The organism is Xanthomonas hydrangeae (assembly GCF_032697525.1).
Taxonomy (GTDB): domain Bacteria; phylum Pseudomonadota; class Gammaproteobacteria; order Xanthomonadales; family Xanthomonadaceae; genus Xanthomonas; species Xanthomonas hydrangeae.
The window spans coordinates 1,131,022-1,146,087 of record NZ_CP103836.1 but is presented as its reverse complement, the minus strand read 5'-3'; the positions used below and the strand labels follow the sequence as shown (position 1 = coordinate 1,146,087).

Annotated in this window: 10 protein-coding genes and 1 pseudogene; 6 read left to right on the top strand and 5 right to left on the bottom strand. The window is 64.8% G+C overall.

Annotated elements, in window-relative coordinates; all coding sequences use genetic code 11:
• Positions 1 to 197: 197 nt before the first annotated feature.
• Together cycA and NYR97_RS04575 are read left to right on the top strand one after the other, a co-directional pair.
• A complete protein-coding gene (gene cycA / locus NYR97_RS04580; protein WP_316696868.1) occupies positions 198 to 1,574 on the top strand; it encodes a D-serine/D-alanine/glycine transporter in 1,377 nt (458 codons plus the stop codon).
• A 177-nt stretch (positions 1,575 to 1,751) separates the two neighbouring features.
• On the top strand, positions 1,752 to 2,663 hold the full coding sequence (locus tag NYR97_RS04575) for a CorA family divalent cation transporter (RefSeq protein WP_316696867.1): 912 nt from the start codon (positions 1,752 to 1,754) through the stop codon (positions 2,661 to 2,663).
• Between the two features lie 89 nt (positions 2,664 to 2,752).
• Here NYR97_RS04575 and NYR97_RS04570 read toward each other — a convergent pair whose 3' ends face one another.
• Positions 2,753 to 3,448, bottom strand: coding sequence for an AIM24 family protein (locus tag NYR97_RS04570; protein ID WP_023905222.1), 696 nt, complete (start codon positions 3,446 to 3,448; stop codon positions 2,753 to 2,755).
• Positions 3,449 to 3,741: 293 nt separating this feature from the next.
• Between NYR97_RS04570 and NYR97_RS04565 the strand changes: the two genes are divergently transcribed.
• Positions 3,742 to 4,701: an arabinan endo-1,5-alpha-L-arabinosidase gene (locus tag NYR97_RS04565; RefSeq protein ID WP_316696866.1), complete on the top strand. Its 960-nt coding sequence runs from the start codon at positions 3,742 to 3,744 to the stop codon at positions 4,699 to 4,701.
• A gap of 147 nt (positions 4,702 to 4,848) precedes the next feature.
• Here NYR97_RS04565 and treA read toward each other — a convergent pair whose 3' ends face one another.
• Positions 4,849 to 6,531, bottom strand: coding sequence for an alpha,alpha-trehalase TreA (gene treA / locus NYR97_RS04560; protein WP_316696865.1), 1,683 nt, complete (start codon positions 6,529 to 6,531; stop codon positions 4,849 to 4,851).
• 445 nt (positions 6,532 to 6,976) lie between these two features.
• Positions 6,977 to 7,753: pseudogene (locus tag NYR97_RS04555) on the bottom strand (DUF72 domain-containing protein).
• 107 nt (positions 7,754 to 7,860) lie between these two features.
• Between NYR97_RS04555 and NYR97_RS04550 the strand changes: the two are divergent.
• Together NYR97_RS04550 and NYR97_RS04545 are read left to right on the top strand one after the other, a co-directional pair.
• A complete protein-coding gene (locus tag NYR97_RS04550) occupies positions 7,861 to 8,616 on the top strand; it encodes a DNA-formamidopyrimidine glycosylase family protein (protein WP_316696864.1) in 756 nt (251 codons plus the stop codon).
• A gap of 150 nt (positions 8,617 to 8,766) precedes the next feature.
• Entirely contained in the window at positions 8,767 to 9,786 is a 1,020-nt protein-coding gene (locus tag NYR97_RS04545; protein ID WP_316696863.1) for a hypothetical protein, read from the top strand.
• Between the two features lie 985 nt (positions 9,787 to 10,771).
• Here NYR97_RS04545 and NYR97_RS04540 read toward each other — a convergent pair.
• Positions 10,772 to 11,710, bottom strand: a complete 939-nt coding sequence (locus NYR97_RS04540) for a GAF domain-containing protein (RefSeq protein WP_316696862.1) — start codon at positions 11,708 to 11,710, stop codon at positions 10,772 to 10,774.
• Between the two features lie 107 nt (positions 11,711 to 11,817).
• On the opposite strand from NYR97_RS04540, the gene NYR97_RS04535 reads away from it, so the two are divergent.
• On the top strand, positions 11,818 to 12,033 hold the full coding sequence (locus NYR97_RS04535) for a hypothetical protein (protein WP_316696861.1): 216 nt from the start codon (positions 11,818 to 11,820) through the stop codon (positions 12,031 to 12,033).
• A 144-nt stretch (positions 12,034 to 12,177) separates the two neighbouring features.
• On the opposite strand, the gene NYR97_RS04530 is transcribed toward NYR97_RS04535, so the two are convergent.
• A complete protein-coding gene (locus tag NYR97_RS04530) occupies positions 12,178 to 15,057 on the bottom strand; it encodes a M16 family metallopeptidase (protein WP_316696860.1) in 2,880 nt (959 codons plus the stop codon).
• Between the last annotated feature and the right edge of the window lie 9 nt (positions 15,058 to 15,066).

Below are 15,066 nucleotides of genomic sequence, written 5' to 3'. Positions count from 1 at the left end.
AATGCCCTGCCAACGCGCGGCCCTGGCTGCATGGCGCAACACGCGGCGCGCACTGTGCGCACCGCAGCATGGCGCTGTCCGCTCGGCATGCGCAGGCGTATTTGCCGGCCTACCCGGCGTTGCTGTTCAAACCGCTGGTGTGCGCTGCCGCGATCTCGTATTTTTGACGGCTTGTTCACTTGCCGGTGCCGTGCCTCATGTCTGACCCGTCCGCGCCCGATCATCTGCAACGCAGTCTCTCCAATCGTCACCTGCAGCTGATCGCCATCGGTGGCGCGATCGGCACCGGGCTATTCATGGGCTCGGGCAAGACCATCAGTCTGGCTGGGCCGTCGATCCTGTTCGTCTATCTGATCATCGGCGCGATGCTGTTCTTTGTGATGCGTGCGATGGGCGAGCTGCTGCTGTCCAACCTGGAGTACAAGTCGTTCATCGACTTCTCCACCGATCTGCTCGGGCCGTGGGCCGGGTTCTTCTGCGGGTGGACGTACTGGTTCTGCTGGATCATCACCGCCATCGCCGATGTCATCGCAATTGCCGCCTATGCACAGTTCTGGTTTCCGGGCCTGGCGCCGTGGATCCCCGCCATTCTCTGCGTGCTGTTGCTGCTGAGCTTGAACCTGGTGACGGTGAAGTTGTTCGGCGAGATGGAATTCTGGTTTGCGCTGATCAAGATCGTCGCCATCGCTGCGTTGATCATCACCGGCGCCGGGCTGGTGGCCTGGGGCTTCCGTTCGCCGTCGGGCAATGTGGCCTCGCTGTTGAACCTGTGGAACGACGGCGGCATGTTCCCGATGGGCATTGGCGGGTTCTTTGCCGGGTTCCAGATCGCGGTGTTCGCCTTCGTCGGTATCGAGCTGGTGGGCACCACCGCTGCGGAAACCGCAGACCCGCGCCGTAACCTGCCCAAGGCGATCAACTCGATCCCGGTGCGCATTTTGATTTTCTACGTGCTGGCGCTGATCGCGATCATGGCGGTGACGCCGTGGCGGCAGGTGGTGGCCGACAAGAGCCCGTTCGTGGAGTTGTTCGTGCTGGCCGGCGTGCCTGCGGCGGCGAGCCTGATCAACTTCGTGGTGCTGACCTCGGCTACCTCTTCGGCCAATAGTGGCATCTTCTCCACCAGCCGCATGCTCTACGGCCTGGCCGAAGAGCAACATGCGCCCAAGGGCTTCGCCAAGCTCTCGCGTGCAGCGGTGCCGGCGCGTGGGCTGCTGTTCTCCTGCGTGTGCCTGTTGCTGGGTGCGATGCTGGTGTATCTGATTCCCAACCTGGTCACCGCGTTTACGTTGGTCACCACGTTGTCGGCGGTGCTTTTCATGTTCGTGTGGTCGCTGATCCTGTGCGCCTATATCGCGTATCGGCGCAAGCGCCCTGAGCAGCACGCGGCCTCGGCATTCAAGATGCCTGGTGGGGTGTTGATGTGCTACGTGTGTCTGGCGTTCTTCGCCTTCGTCATCGTGCTGCTGACCTTGCAGGCCGATACGCGGCAGGCGCTGCTGGCCAGCCCGGTGTGGTTCCTGCTGCTGGCGATCGGCTATGCGGTAAAGCGGAAGCAGACGCGTACAGGCTGAGCGCACGCTTCACCGACCGAAGACATCACCAAGGCCTTGCACTGCGGGGCTTTGGCGTCTGTGGCTGCACGGCGCCGCGATAAAGGCCACTGGCAGCTAAGCGCGTTTTGCGCGCGACGTTGACGCCGATCGGATGGAACGGGATGCTCGCCGCCATCCATCGCCACGGCCCGCCGCATGATCACGACACACCCGATTGCCGGAACGCAGCACATGCAAGGTGCCTGGGTCGACCTGTGCCAACCCAGCGCACAGGAGCTGGCGCAGGCTGCAGACAAGGTGGGGTTTGCGCTGCCGGATCGCGCGGCGATCGGCGAGATCGAATTCAGCAGCCGGGTGCGGCGCCAGGGCGAGGTGCTGTTTCTCAATGTGCCGCGCTTTCAGGACGACGATGGCCCGACCGCGCCGCTGGGCTTTGCGGTGTCGCCGACCATGCTGGTCACCTTGCGCGAGCAGCACTTGGGCTCGCTGGAGGCGGTGGCCGCGCGGCTTGAACACGCGCCTTGCCACAGCGCCGACGATTTGTTGCTGCGCATGTTCGACCAGCTGGTGGGCCGCCTGGCAGACCGGCTGGAATCGCTGGAAGCCGAGGTCACCGACACCACCCGGCAGGTGTTCGACGAGCCGCACAAGACCAAGGATCTGGAGCGCATGCTGCATCAGGTGGGCGGCATGGGCCGGCGCCTGGGCGGGCTGCACAATGCCGGGCAGGGACTACTGCGCCTGGTCACCTACCTGGATGACCAAGCGCCGGACTGGTTTGGCGAGGATGCGGCCAAACGCATCGGATTGCTGCACAAGGATCTGACCACCTTGAGCGAGTTCCAGCAGCATATGGACGACCGCATCGAGTTCCTGCTCGACAGCGTGCTGGGCATGATCAACATGGACCAGAACAACGTGATGAAGGTGATGGCAGTGGCGTCGGTGGTCGGCATCCCGCCCACGGTGCTGGTCGGCATCTGGGGCATGAACTTCGCCTACATGCCCGAACTCAAATGGCACGACGCCTATTACTGGGCGTTGGGCGTGATCGTGCTGAGCATGGTGGTGCCGCTGGTGTGGTTCCGTCGACGCGGTTGGGTGTGATGTGTCGAGGTGAGGTTGTTGCCGGCGCGTCGTTGCGTTGAATCGCCGCGTATTGCCCAGCCACGCAACACGCAGCTGGGCAACGGGCATCAGCCCTTGGCCTGGAAGCTGGCTTCCTCGTACGGCTGCACCACCACCCAGCCTTCGCCGGCGAAGCGCATCTGCAGGCTTTCGCCCGAGCCGCGGCCGAACAGCGTGCCGATCGACACGTCGGTCACCAGCTCCGGGGTCAGCGTGCCCGACCAGGCGACGGTGGCGTTGGGGTCGGTGAACACCGGGCCGCTGGCGGCGGTGACCGGCAGGGTCAGCGGCTCGTAGTGCGAGGTGATCGCCACGATGCCGTGGCCGCTCAGGCGCACGTTGAACAGGCCGCCCGACAGCATGCCGGCCACTTTGCGCATCATGGTGATCTTGTGCTCGACGCCGGATTCGAACGCCAGCACATCGTTGCCGTTGACGAAGATCGCCTCGCCATTCAAGCGCAGCAAGGTCACCAGCTTGCCGAGGTCGGCCAGATACACCCGGCCCTGGCCTTCGGCCTTCATCAGCTGCATGCCTTCGCCGCTGACAGCCTTTTTCAGCAGGTTGCCCAGACCCTGCTCCAGCAGTCCTTCGCGGGTGAACTTGACGTTGCCGGTGCGCGCGACCATGGCGCCGGCCTTGGACCACACCATGCCGTTGAGGCGCACTTCCAGCAGGTGCGGGTTTTCCAGTTCGAACGGATCGGGGCTGACGTCCTTTTCCTTGGAATGGGCGAGAAATTCGTTGAGCGTGCGTACGGCCATGGGTCCATCCCGGAGCGTGAAAGAGTGCGCATGATACGCGGCAGGCCGGTGTCTTCGAAGCGTGCTGATGTGCGAGCCGCCTTGCGTCTGCAGGGATGGCGCGCCGATCGGCACGAAGGCGCGTCGCAAATAAAACAACCGCTCGGCCTGCGCAATGCTTCTGAGATCAGCGTCGGATTCACGACACTGCTTGCCGGGCTAGATTGCTCCTACAGATAACGTCTTTACGTTGTTCAAGGAGTTGGCCGATGCGCGTTGTTCGTGGCAATCGAGTGGAAGGAGGCTGGTCTGGAATGGCGCTGTGCCATGGCGCGATCGCATCGCTGCTTGCCATCGTCGCCAGTGTGATTGGCGTGCACGGCGCACCCGCGCAAGCGGCAGTGGGGCCGGGCGTGGTGACCGGCGACACCATCGTGCACGATCCTTCGATGCTCAAGCTCGGCGATGGGCGTTACTACATCTATGCCACCACCGGCGTGGTTACCAGTACCGACCGGACGAAATTCAGCAATGCGGGCGCGATCTTCAGCACCACACCGAGTTGGGTGCGCAGCTACAACGCAGACAATCAGGTGTGGGCGCCGGATGTGTCCTTCCACGGCGGCAAGTACCTGATGTATTACACCGCGTCCAAATTCGCCACCAACACCTCGGCGATTGGCTTTGCCAGCAGCAGCACCGGCAAGCCTGGATCATGGAAGGATCAAGGCATTGTCTACACGTCAAAGAGCAGCGACGACTACAACGCCATCGACGGCAATCTGGTGGTGGATGGTGGCGGCAAATGGTGGTTGGCGTTCGGTTCGTTCTGGTCGGGGATCAAGCTGATCCAACTCGATCCCGGCACCGGCAAGCAGCTGTCCAGCAATACGGCGCGTTACAGCCTGGCGAGCCGGCCGTATCCGGGTGCGGTGGAGGCGCCTTTCATCCAGCAGGCCAATGGCTGGTACTACCTGTTCGTGTCGTTCGATGCGTGCTGCAAGGGCGCCAGCAGCACCTACAAGATCGCGGTGGGGCGTGCGCGCTCGGTGACCGGGCCGTATCTGGATCGCGCCGGTGTGGACATGCGCAACGGTGGCGGTACGGTGATCCAGTCCGGGTTGGGCAGCATGCATGGCCCGGGCGGGCAATCGGTGTTTCGCGATGGCGATGGCGACATTCTGGTCTACCACTATTACGACGATCGCGGCGATGCGCGCCTGGGCATCAATCGGCTGAGTTACGATGGCAGTGCGTGGCCGGTGGTGCAGTAGCGGCGATCAGTGGAGCACGCTGCTGCGGCCTGCAATGACGCAACGATCAAGCGATGCTTGTCGCAGTGATCTGCCAGCGTTGCCGACTGTCAGAACTGCGATGCAGCCGGCGGCTGCCGAGCAGTGCCCGGCAGCACTGGCGCACGCTCAGCGCGTCGTTGCTTCGGGCTTGCGCGCGCGTTTGGCCGGCGCCGCCTTGGTCGCTTTGTCCGGGTATAGGTTCAACAGCATCAAGGTGACGCCGTTGGTCCAGCCGAAACCGTCCTGCAGTGCGTATTCGCCACCGCCGCCGCCGGCTCCATCGGCTTCCAGACCGTATTTTTCGACCAGCTTGTGTTCGCGCGCGAACAGCGCCTGTATCTGGGTGAGAAAGCGCTCGCCGATGGTGCGTGCCAGCGCGTCTTCGCCGTAACGGCGCAGGCCGTCCACCGCCACCCATTGCAGCGGCGTCCAGCCATTGGGCTCGTCCCATTGCTGGCCGGTCTTCACTGCGGTGGTGGCCAGGCCGCCGGGACGCAGCAGACGCGCACGCACGCTGCTGGCGGTGCGCTTGGCGTGGTCGTCCGACGACAGACCGGCAAACAGCGGATACAGCGCAGCGGCGGTGATCTGGTCGCTCAGCTTGCGTGTCTGCCAGTCGTAGTCGGCGTAATAGCCGGCCGCGTTCCACAGATGCGCATCGATGGCCTGCTTGCGTTGCAGTGCCAGCGCCGCGTAGTCCTGCGTGCACTCGGCACCGGCCTGCGCGCAGGCCTGGGCCAGGGTGCGCTCCAGGTGGTACAGCAGGCTGTTCAGATCGATCGGGATGATGGCGGTGGTACGGATGGTGCGCAGGTTTTGCCCATCGGCCAGCCAGCGGCTGGTGTAGTCCCAGCCGCTCTCTGCACCGGCGCGCAGGTCGCGGTAGACCTCGGCCGCCGGGCGGTCGCTTGCTTCGGCGGCGGTGCGGGTGTCGTGCAGCCAGGCTTCCGGGCGCGGGGTGTCGCGCTCGTCCCAATAGCGGTTGAGCAGGCTGCCGTCGGCCAGGCGCACCACGTGGCGCGCGGCCTGGCCGGGCTGCAGGTCATCGCTGCCCTGCATCCAGTAGGCGTATTCCTTCTGCAGCTGCGGCAGGTAGCGCTGGTACACCGCTTCGCCTTCCACGCCGGCCTGCAGTTCCACCATGTAGGAGAAGAACGGCGGCTGCGAGCGGCTCAGGTAGTAGCTGCGATTGCCGTTGGGGATGTGCCCGTAGGTGTCGATCAGGTAGGCGAAGTTGTCCAGCATCTGGCGGCTGAGCGTGGTCTGCCCACTCTTCACCAGGCCGAGCATGGTGAAGTAGGAATCCCAGTAATACACCTCGCGGAAGCGCCCGCCCGGCACCACGTACGGATGCGGCAGCGCCAGCAGGCTGCTGTATGGCGGCACGTGGTTCTGGCTGCGCACCAGCTTGGGCCACAGGTCGTCGATATGTTCGCGCAGCGCGGTGTCCTGGCGGATCGCGTCGGTCTGCACCGGCGGCGATTCTTCGAAATTGGCATCCACGAACTTGCGCAGGTCGAAACCGGGGTGCTCGTGCTGCGCCAGATAGTCGGCGTTGATCAGTGCCGGGTCGCGCAGCGGCAGAAAGTCGACGAAATGCTTCTGGTCGTCGAACAGCTCGCCGCGCTGCACCGCCTGGAACAGTTCCGGGTAGGCCAGGTCGGGCGTGGGCGGCGTGGCCGGCGTGGCCGCCGGGGCGTTGACGACCGGAGTGTCCATCGGCGCGGCGGTCAGTGTGCACGGCGCCACGAACATGCTCAGCGACAGGCCAAGCAGCGACGTGCAGCACGGGGGCGCGGCAGAACTCATGGCATCTCCAGAACGGGCAGTGGCGTAAGGCATGGTAAACGACCGAAGTGGCGGGCGGGACCGGACGATGGTGTCGGTAGGCCGACAGGCTTCGCACGGAGACGACAGGATTCAGCAAGGTGATCGGCGCGGTGTCGCAGGTTGTTGCGCCAATTCAGGCCTATCGGCGCGGATTGAGGCAGCTTGAGCAGGTGCGGTTCGGCGTAGTCGGCCTGTTCACTGCAAGATGCGCACCAGCCGTGGCGGTCTTAGCTGCGATTGCGAGTACCAACCGCGCCCGCCTGGCAGCCGCGCCGTAGGTTTGTTGGCCGCTGTAAAGCGCTGCATGTGGAGGTGGATGGCGATCCTGGGCGACCGACCGCGCTCATCCAGTTGATGGGGTGTGTTGTTGGGCGCGCCGCCGCACGCAGACGGGACGTGCTCTCACAAGCTCCATCAACACGGGCTAGCGCTTGCGGTCGGTTCCCAGCAAGCGCTGCAGCTGTAGCGCGTTGGGTACTGCCAGCCCGGCGGCAGTGTTGTCGAAGATCACCCAGCGTTCGGCCTGCGGATGCATACCGTCGGGTGGGGTATGACGCACCGCGTCGGCCAATGCCTGCAGCGCGCTGTCGTGGTAACTGCTGTAGTAGATGCGCGGTGCGCCATGCCAGCGCCAGTAGTACGGCCCGGCGGTTGGGCCTGGTGCGGCGGCTTGCGGCACCGGCGCCGGGTCGGCGGCGCAGCGTGCGATGCGGTGGCGCGTCAGCAGCGCTTGTGCCTGCGGCAGAAACCAGCTGGGGTGGCGCGGCTCGCACACCACGCCGCCGTCCCAGCGCCGCCGCAGCATCGCGAAGAACCTGGCCGCCACCCGCGCATCGAAGGCGGCGCTGGGCGGCAGTTGCAGCAGCAGGCAGCCCAGCCGCGTGCCCAGCGCGCCGGCCTGGGCCAGAAACGCATCCAGCAACGGACCGGCCGCATGCAGGCGCGCATCGTGGCTGATGCTGCGCGGCAACTTGACCGAAAAACGGAAATCCTCCGGCACGCTGTCGGCCCAACGCGCGTATGTGCTGGCACGGTGCGGGCGATGGAACGAGGAGTTGATTTACACCGCATCGAAACGCGTGGCGTAGCGTTGCAACACGCTGGCGCCGTCGCCAAACGCCGCGCGGTCGGCGGCCGCAATCGACCAGCCTGCACAGCCACAGCGCACACGCGGCACGGCGATGGACGAACGAGACGACATGACGGGTGAGCGATGCGATCGGGCAGCACTCTATGCATGCGCGCGCGTCAGCATTGCGTGTGCAGTGCGATCACGGCCGACTCACCCGCGACTTCGATACTAGGCGCATGCCAGAAGGCCCGTCCCTTGTCATCCTGCGCGAACAAACCGAGGCCTTTGTCGGTCGCAAGATCCTGCGTGTTTCCGGCAACAGCAAGCAGGACATCGCGCGCCTGGATCAACAGAAAGTGCTGGCATTACGTAGCTGGGGCAAGCACTTTTTGATCGAGTGCGCGCAGTTCAGCGTGCGCATCCATTTTTTGTTGTTCGGCAGTTATCGCATCGACGAAGACAAGCCCAATGCGGTGCCGCGTTTGCGTCTGGAATTTTCCAAGGGTCAGCTGCTGAACTTCTACGCCTGCTCGGTACAGTTGATCGAGCGCCCCTTGGACGAGGTGTACGACTGGACGGCGGATGTCATGAATCCACGTTGGGATGGCGCACAGGCACGGCGCAAGTTGCGCGCCGCGCCATCCATGCTCGCCGCCGATGCATTGCTGGATCAGAGCATCTTTGCCGGGGTCGGCAACATCATCAAGAACGAGGTGCTGCACCGCATCCGCGTGCATCCGGAGAGCGCAGTGGGCGCGTTGCCGGCGCGCAAGCTTGGCGAACTGGTCACCCAGGCGCGCGCGTACAGTTTCGATTTCTACACCTGGAAAAAGGCCTTCGTGCTGAAAAAGAATTACCAGGTGCATACCAAAACCAGCTGCCCGCGCGATGGCGCGCCGCTGCAGTATCGCAAGCACCTGGGCAAGGCCGGGCGGCGTGCGTTCTTCTGCGAAGTCTGCCAGCGGCTTTACCGGGGCGAGGAGGCCGTGTGACCCAGCGCTCAACGTGAATGGCGGCTGGCTCTTTCTGCCCAGACAACGAATTTCAAACGCGCGCGGGCGCTGCGCCCGCTAGATTTGCGCGTCCTGCACCGGGTTCACGGTGTGGCGTGCGAATCTCTCATCTCATCGGTCTCCCGCATTGTGACTACCCGCAGGAAGGAAACGCTTGTCCCGCATGTCGCCGCAGTCGCATGCACGGGCGCCATGCTGTTCTTTCTTGCCTGCCTGTTGCTGTATATGCCGCCGCCGCGCGAAACCCTGCGACACGACGATAGTTTGCAGGTGTATTTCGTGCCGCGCCCGCAATTGACGCTGCCGGCACCGGTGGAGCCGCCGCAACCACGCGAGCACACACCGCGCGCTGCGCCTGCCGCCGCATCGACATCGGCCGCCCGCAGCGCGCCGCCACCCACACGGACCCCACCGCCGCAGCGTCAGGTGGCCGCCGCCAATGCGCCGGCCAACGAATCGATGGCGGCCCAGCTCTATACCCGCGAAGGCCGTCTGCGCATGCCGCAAACGGCGCAAATAGATCCGATGGCGCAAAACGGTGCCGCCGTGCCGCCGGGCATGAGCGATGAGCGCGCGCAGGCCAAGGCGCGCAATGTCATGGAACGGGTCAACCCGGTGCAATACCAGGACACGCGCTTTGCCAAGGACTGGAAGAGCGACGGCACGCTGGGCGATGTGGCGATGCAGGAAATGAATCGCGGCATGAAAAAATTCAACGACATGCTCAACGGGCCGCAGACGCAGGTGGCCAAGGCGCGACCACCGCCGGATGTGCGCTTCAACCCCGCGTTGGCCGGCAATCGGGCAGAGATGGGCAGCGAAGCGACCGGCGATGCCTACAAGGCCGCACCGATCGCGCACGAGACGCCGCCCGATCTCAAGGGCGAAGCCAGCCGCCGCATCCGCGAGGCGCTGGCGGCGCTGGAACAACGCAGTGCGCGTTGCGACGCGTCAAAACGCAAGACGCTGTTGTCGCCGGTGCGCACGCATCTGGGCGATCTTGAGCGCGCCGAGCACGCCTTGAACAACGGCGCCGACCCGGTGATGGCCGCGCAAATGCTGCCGCGCCAGGCCGACAGCGCCTACGATCTGGCCCGCCGCGCGCTGTGGTATGCCGATCGTCAGTTGAAGCAGTGTGCGACTGGGTGAGTGGGTTGGTTAGTGCAGCTGACCAAGAGCGGCTAACAGAACCTCTCTGACGCTGTGTCAGTAGCGGCAGCGTGTCGGCCACACTCGCACCGTTGATGCGTGAGGATGAGGAGGTCGGGTGTGCGGTGCCATTACCGCTCGCGGGACACGCCGTGAATCCATCCGTGGAGGCTCGGTGGCGGCATCCATGCCGCCACACGGTCCCACAAGCGGCGAGGACACCGCACCAGGACGTTGGTCGGTTGCGGGATATAAACCTGCCTGTTGCTCGGCTTGCGATGAGAAGATTTTCGGAGGCGACGTTATCCGACTAACGCACATCATGCATTGCTTGCACCAGGCACACCGACCATCTCGACGGGTCCTTGCCCGTCCACCGTCGCGGGACCTTACGCGGCATGGATGCCGCGTAAGAGCCTACAGGGACGTACTTGCGGCGTGTCCCGCGATGGTGGGCGGGCAAGGGCCTTGCAGCCAAGCCGCAGATCATCCGCTCTAAAGCTGGAAGCATCCACACTGTTCAATCCCCTTCCAGCCGCTCTAAATCGACGAGTGAGGGATGTGTTTTGGTTGGAGGCAGCCAGGGTTTGCAGGAGCTTGCACACCAGGCGCTGCACGATCGCTTGGCAACCGCACCCTCATCCGGCGCTGTGCGCCACCTTCTCCCGATGGGAGAAGGGGACAAGCCGCTCTTGCCCCTATGCCTTCATGCGCCCAACCGGCCAGCCAACCCGCCCAGCCGCGTATGGCCGTCAGAAGTCGAATCACGGCGACGCCCGCCTCACAACAGCCCAATCCGAGCTCTACACAACGCCAATCCCAGCGCTACACAACGCCAATCCCAGCGCTACATAAGGCCGATCCCAGCGCTACATAAGGCCGATCCGAGCGCTACCTCTGCATACGGCGAGCCCCAGCGCTACAGCAGGCTATGAGTCTGTCCACGCCATACTCTTACTGAGCCATACTCTTGTCTGAGTCCGCCCTACGCCAGACTCTGCCGATAGCGGTCTTTTTCGATACTCAGCGCCACTTCCGCACGCAGGAATACCTGGCCGATCGGTTCATCGCCACGGGTTGCCTGCGCTTCGCCGATCAGGACGGTAAGACCGAGCGCGTGTTGTTGTTGGGCGATCTGGCGCAAACCCAGCAATTTCTGTTCTGCATCGGGGCCGCGCAGCACGGCGATGAACTCGGCGCTGTCGGTGACCCGGTCCACGCTGTCGCCGCTGCCGCTGCCGCTCTGCACATGCGCGGCCAGCGCCTGATCAAGTTGTTGCAAGGCGCGGCCCAGTAGTCGCTCGCTTTGCTGTTCGAGCAGTGCGGCCAGTTCCTGCACTTCCAGGATGACCAGGTGATAGCCGGTGTCGACGCTGGCCTGGCTGGCAACCGGTGCGACCGGCTGGAGGATCGCATCGCGCTCGAGCTGCAATTCGCGCTTGCGCTCGTCCAGCAGGCGCATGGTGACGCGCGCCAATGCCTGCAGCCCGGTGCGTTGAATGTCGGTAAGCGTGCGCGGCTCGGTGTCGAGCACGCAAACCGTGCCCAGCGCCACGCCGTCGGAGGTGACCAGCGGCATGCCGGCGTAGAAACGCGCGCCGGTCTCGCCGGCGACCACCGAGATATCGGCGAAGCGGATGTCCTGGGTGAGGTCGTGCACTTCCATCAGGTGCTCGGGGCTACGGATGGCGTGATCGCACACTGCCTGGCTGCGATCAGTCTGCTGCATGCCCAGACCCAGTTGGGCCTTGAACCACTGGCGGTCGCGGTCGACCAGCGACATCAGTGCGATCGGCGTGCCGCACAACGAAGCCGCCACCTGCACGACGTCTTGATAAGTGTCCTCGGGCAGGCTGTCGACGATGCGGTAGCCATCCAGAACCTGTTGGCGAGAGGCTTCGTCAGCCATGGGCATTTCTTTCATCGTATAGGCCGGACAAGCGCGAATAAGGGGAGCTGCCACGATACCGCCGTGGCCGATAACGCGGCGTGGATATCGGCCAGGTGCGTTGGCGTGACCTGACACCGAGCATGGGAAGACGCAGCAACGCGGTTGCTGCGCGCGGCCCGCGGCTGCGCGATGGGCAGTTGCATCTGTTCAACAATCTGCACCTGGGCGACAGCTCCGATATGGATGATCCGCGCAACCACTACGCGCACGGCGAGCCACCAGCGGGCATGGATGCGGCAAGGTTGCCTGTCGCCGCCGAACGCCGAAGCTTGTATGGCGGCGCAGGTGTCGCCTGAAGCTGCAGGCTGCGTCCTTGCAGTTCCTGATCGGCCTGCACGCAGTCACGTGCAGGCATCCTGCCCGTGCGTCTGGAGACATCCCAACGCCATACAACCCGACCGCGCCGCTTGGCAGCAGCGTAGCCGGTGGGTCAACCGCCCTCAGCGCTTGACCGGCTTGCCGTCCACGTCCAGCACCTGCACCTCGCCCAGCTTGAGCGCACGCACCGGGGCTTCGATCTTCTTCAGATCGCCCACGATCACCCAGGTCATCGCCTTGGGCGCGATGATTTCCTTGATGGCTTTCTGCGCGGCCGGCTGGTCGATCGCTTCCAGGCGCGGCTTGAGCGTCTGCACGTAATCGTCCGGGCGCTCGAACTGCACGATGCCTTCGATCGCACCCAGCACCGCGCCGGTGGTTTCGAAGCTGCCGGGCAGGGCGCGGATGCGCTGGTTCTTGATCTTCTCGATCTCCTCGCCGGTCAGCGGCTTGTCGCCGATGATCGCGGTGGCTTCCTTGAGGATCTCGTTGGCCGATTCGGCGGTCTTGTCGGTCTGCACCGGTGCCGAGAACAGATACGGCCGCTGGCCCTGCGCGTCCATCATGCGGGTGCCGGCACCGTAGGCCCAGCGCTTGTTCTCGCGCAGGTTCATGTTCAACCGCGAGGTGAAGGTGCCGCCGAAGGCGCCGTTGGCCACGCCGATGGCCAGGTTGTCCGGCGCCTTGGTGGACGGTGCGAGCAGGCCGGCCAGAATCACCGACTGCGGCGCATCCGGGCGATTGATCAAATACACGCGCGGCTTGGGCTGCGCAGCGACGTTGGCCAGGTTCTTCTTCGGCAACGGCGCGGCAGGGGCCTCCCAGTCGCCGAAGGCGGCATCGAGCTGCGGGATGATCTGCGCCAGCGTGGTGTCGCCGGCGACCAGGATGCGCAGGTTGTCCGGACGCAGCCACTGGCGGTGGAAGGCCTGCAGGTCCTGGGCGTTGAGGCTCTTGATGGCCGCCTCGGTGCCGCTGCCGGTGAGCGGGATGCCGTAGGGGTGGTTCTGGCCGAACAGCAGCGGCGGCAGCGCCCGCAGCGCCAGGCTGTTGGGCTGGGTCTTTTCCTGTGCGATGCCGGCCAGCCACTGGCTGCGGATGCGCTCGATGTCGGCGGCCTTGAAGGCCGGGTTGCGCACGATGTCGGAGAACAATTGCAGCGAGGGCTGCAGTTGGTCGTTGAGCGCATCCAGCGAGGCGCTGCAGCTGTCCAGATCGCAGCCGACTGCGGTGATCGCGCCCAGGCGCTGGCGGCGCTGCGCCACTTCCACCGAATCCAGCGCGGCGGTGCTCTCGTTCATCAGCGCGGCGCTGAAGCTGGCGGTGCCCAGCTTGTGGCCCTGGTCGGCCGCATAACCGGCATCGAACAGCAGCTCCACCTGGGTCACCGGGATGGTGTGACGCTCGGCCAGGATCACCTCGATGCCATTCTTCAACTTGCCGCGCTGCAACTGCGGGAAGCTCAGATCGGGGAACTGATTGGTCTCCGGCACGCCCTTGCTGCGGTCCAGCGTGGAGGCGGTGATCTTGTACTTGCCGGCGGCCGGCAGCTTGGGTGCCGGTTTACCGGGTTCTTCGCCACGTGCGACCACCGCCTTGTCTTCGGCGGCGGGGTCGAAATCCTTGCCGGCCGGCAACACGGTGAGCAGATAGTCGCCCTTGCCGAACCAGCTGGCAGCGGCCTGCTTGACGCTGTCGACGCCGGCAGCCTGGCCGCGCTGCAGATCCTGTTTGTAGGCGCCCGGGTCGCCGCGATAGACCTGACCCTCGGCCAGGATCACCGCCTTGCCGGTGAACCCGCCGACCTTTTCCAGCCCGCGCACGAAGCCGGCACGGTAGGCCACCTGCGCACGCTGCAGTTCGTCGGCGGTGGGGCCCTGGGCGATGAATTTCTTGAGTTCCTCGTCGATGATTGCCTCGACCTTGGCCGGATCCACGCCGTCCTTTACGTCGGCCTGGATCTGCACCTGGCTGGACAGCGCGAACGGCTGGATCGCCGCCGACACGTTATCGACCAGATTGTCCTGGTAGACCAGCCGCTGATACAGCCGCGAGGTCTTGCCACCGCCGAGCACGGTGGTGGCCAGGTCCAGCTGGATCGCCGCATCGCTGCCCAGTTGCGGCGCGACCCAGGTGCGGTAGATGCGCGGCTGCGAGACATGGTCGTGCTGCACGCCACGCTTCTGCGCCGCCAGCGGGGTCACCCAGGGCTGCTGGCGCGCCACCGGCTTGCCGGACGGGATATCGCCGAAATACTGCAGCGCCTTGGCGCGCGCCTGCGCCACGGTGATGTCGCCAGCCAGCACCAGGGTGGTATTGGCGGCGCCATAGTTGTCGTTGAACCACTGTTTGACGTCGGCCAGCGAGGCCGCGTCCAGGTCTTCCATCGAGCCGATGGCGTCGTGCTGATAAGGATGATTGGCCGGGAACAGGTTGGACAGGATGTTCTGGTCCACGCGGCCGTATGGGCGGTTCTCGCCCTGGCGTTTTTCGTTCTGCACCACGCCACGCTGGGTATCGAGTTCTTCCTGGCCGATCGCCCCGAGCAGGTGGCCCATGCGGTCCGATTCCATCCACAGCGCGGTATCCAGCGCGGTGGTCGGCACGGTTTCGAAATAGTTGGTGCGGTCGAACCAGGTGGTGCCGTTCATGTCGGTGGCGCCGACCTTCTCGAACGGGGCGAAATAGCTGCCCTTGTTGTTCTCCGAGCCGGAAAACATCAGATGCTCGAACAGGTGCGCAAAGCCGGTCTTGCCGGCCGGCTCGTCGCCGGAACCGATGTGGTACCAGATGCTCACCGCCACCACCGGTGCCTTGTGGTCTTCGTGCACCACCACGGTCAGGCCGTTGGGCAGGGTGAAGCGGGTGTAGCCGATCTCGGGAATGGCACTGCTGGCCGCAGCCTTGGACAGGCTGGCCGGGGCAGCTTCGACGACGGGGACAACGGTACCGGCGGCGACGCCGAGCACACCGGCGATCAACAGGGACAGCGGACGCAGCATGTGACACTC

Coding starts and splice junctions, on each gene's coding strand:
- treA (WP_316696865.1), bottom strand. CDS start 6,531: ATGAGTTCTGCCGCGCCCCCGTGCTGCACGTCGCTGCTTGGCCTGTCG.
- NYR97_RS04530 (WP_316696860.1), bottom strand. CDS start 15,057: ATGCTGCGTCCGCTGTCCCTGTTGATCGCCGGTGTGCTCGGCGTCGCC.
- NYR97_RS04540 (WP_316696862.1), bottom strand. CDS start 11,710: ATGAAAGAAATGCCCATGGCTGACGAAGCCTCTCGCCAACAGGTTCTG.
- NYR97_RS04575 (WP_316696867.1), top strand. CDS start 1,752: ATGATCACGACACACCCGATTGCCGGAACGCAGCACATGCAAGGTGCC.
- NYR97_RS04570 (WP_023905222.1), bottom strand. CDS start 3,448: ATGGCCGTACGCACGCTCAACGAATTTCTCGCCCATTCCAAGGAAAAG.
- cycA (WP_316696868.1), top strand. CDS start 198: ATGTCTGACCCGTCCGCGCCCGATCATCTGCAACGCAGTCTCTCCAAT.
- NYR97_RS04550 (WP_316696864.1), top strand. CDS start 7,861: ATGCCAGAAGGCCCGTCCCTTGTCATCCTGCGCGAACAAACCGAGGCC.
- NYR97_RS04535 (WP_316696861.1), top strand. CDS start 11,818: ATGGGAAGACGCAGCAACGCGGTTGCTGCGCGCGGCCCGCGGCTGCGC.
- NYR97_RS04565 (WP_316696866.1), top strand. CDS start 3,742: ATGGCGCTGTGCCATGGCGCGATCGCATCGCTGCTTGCCATCGTCGCC.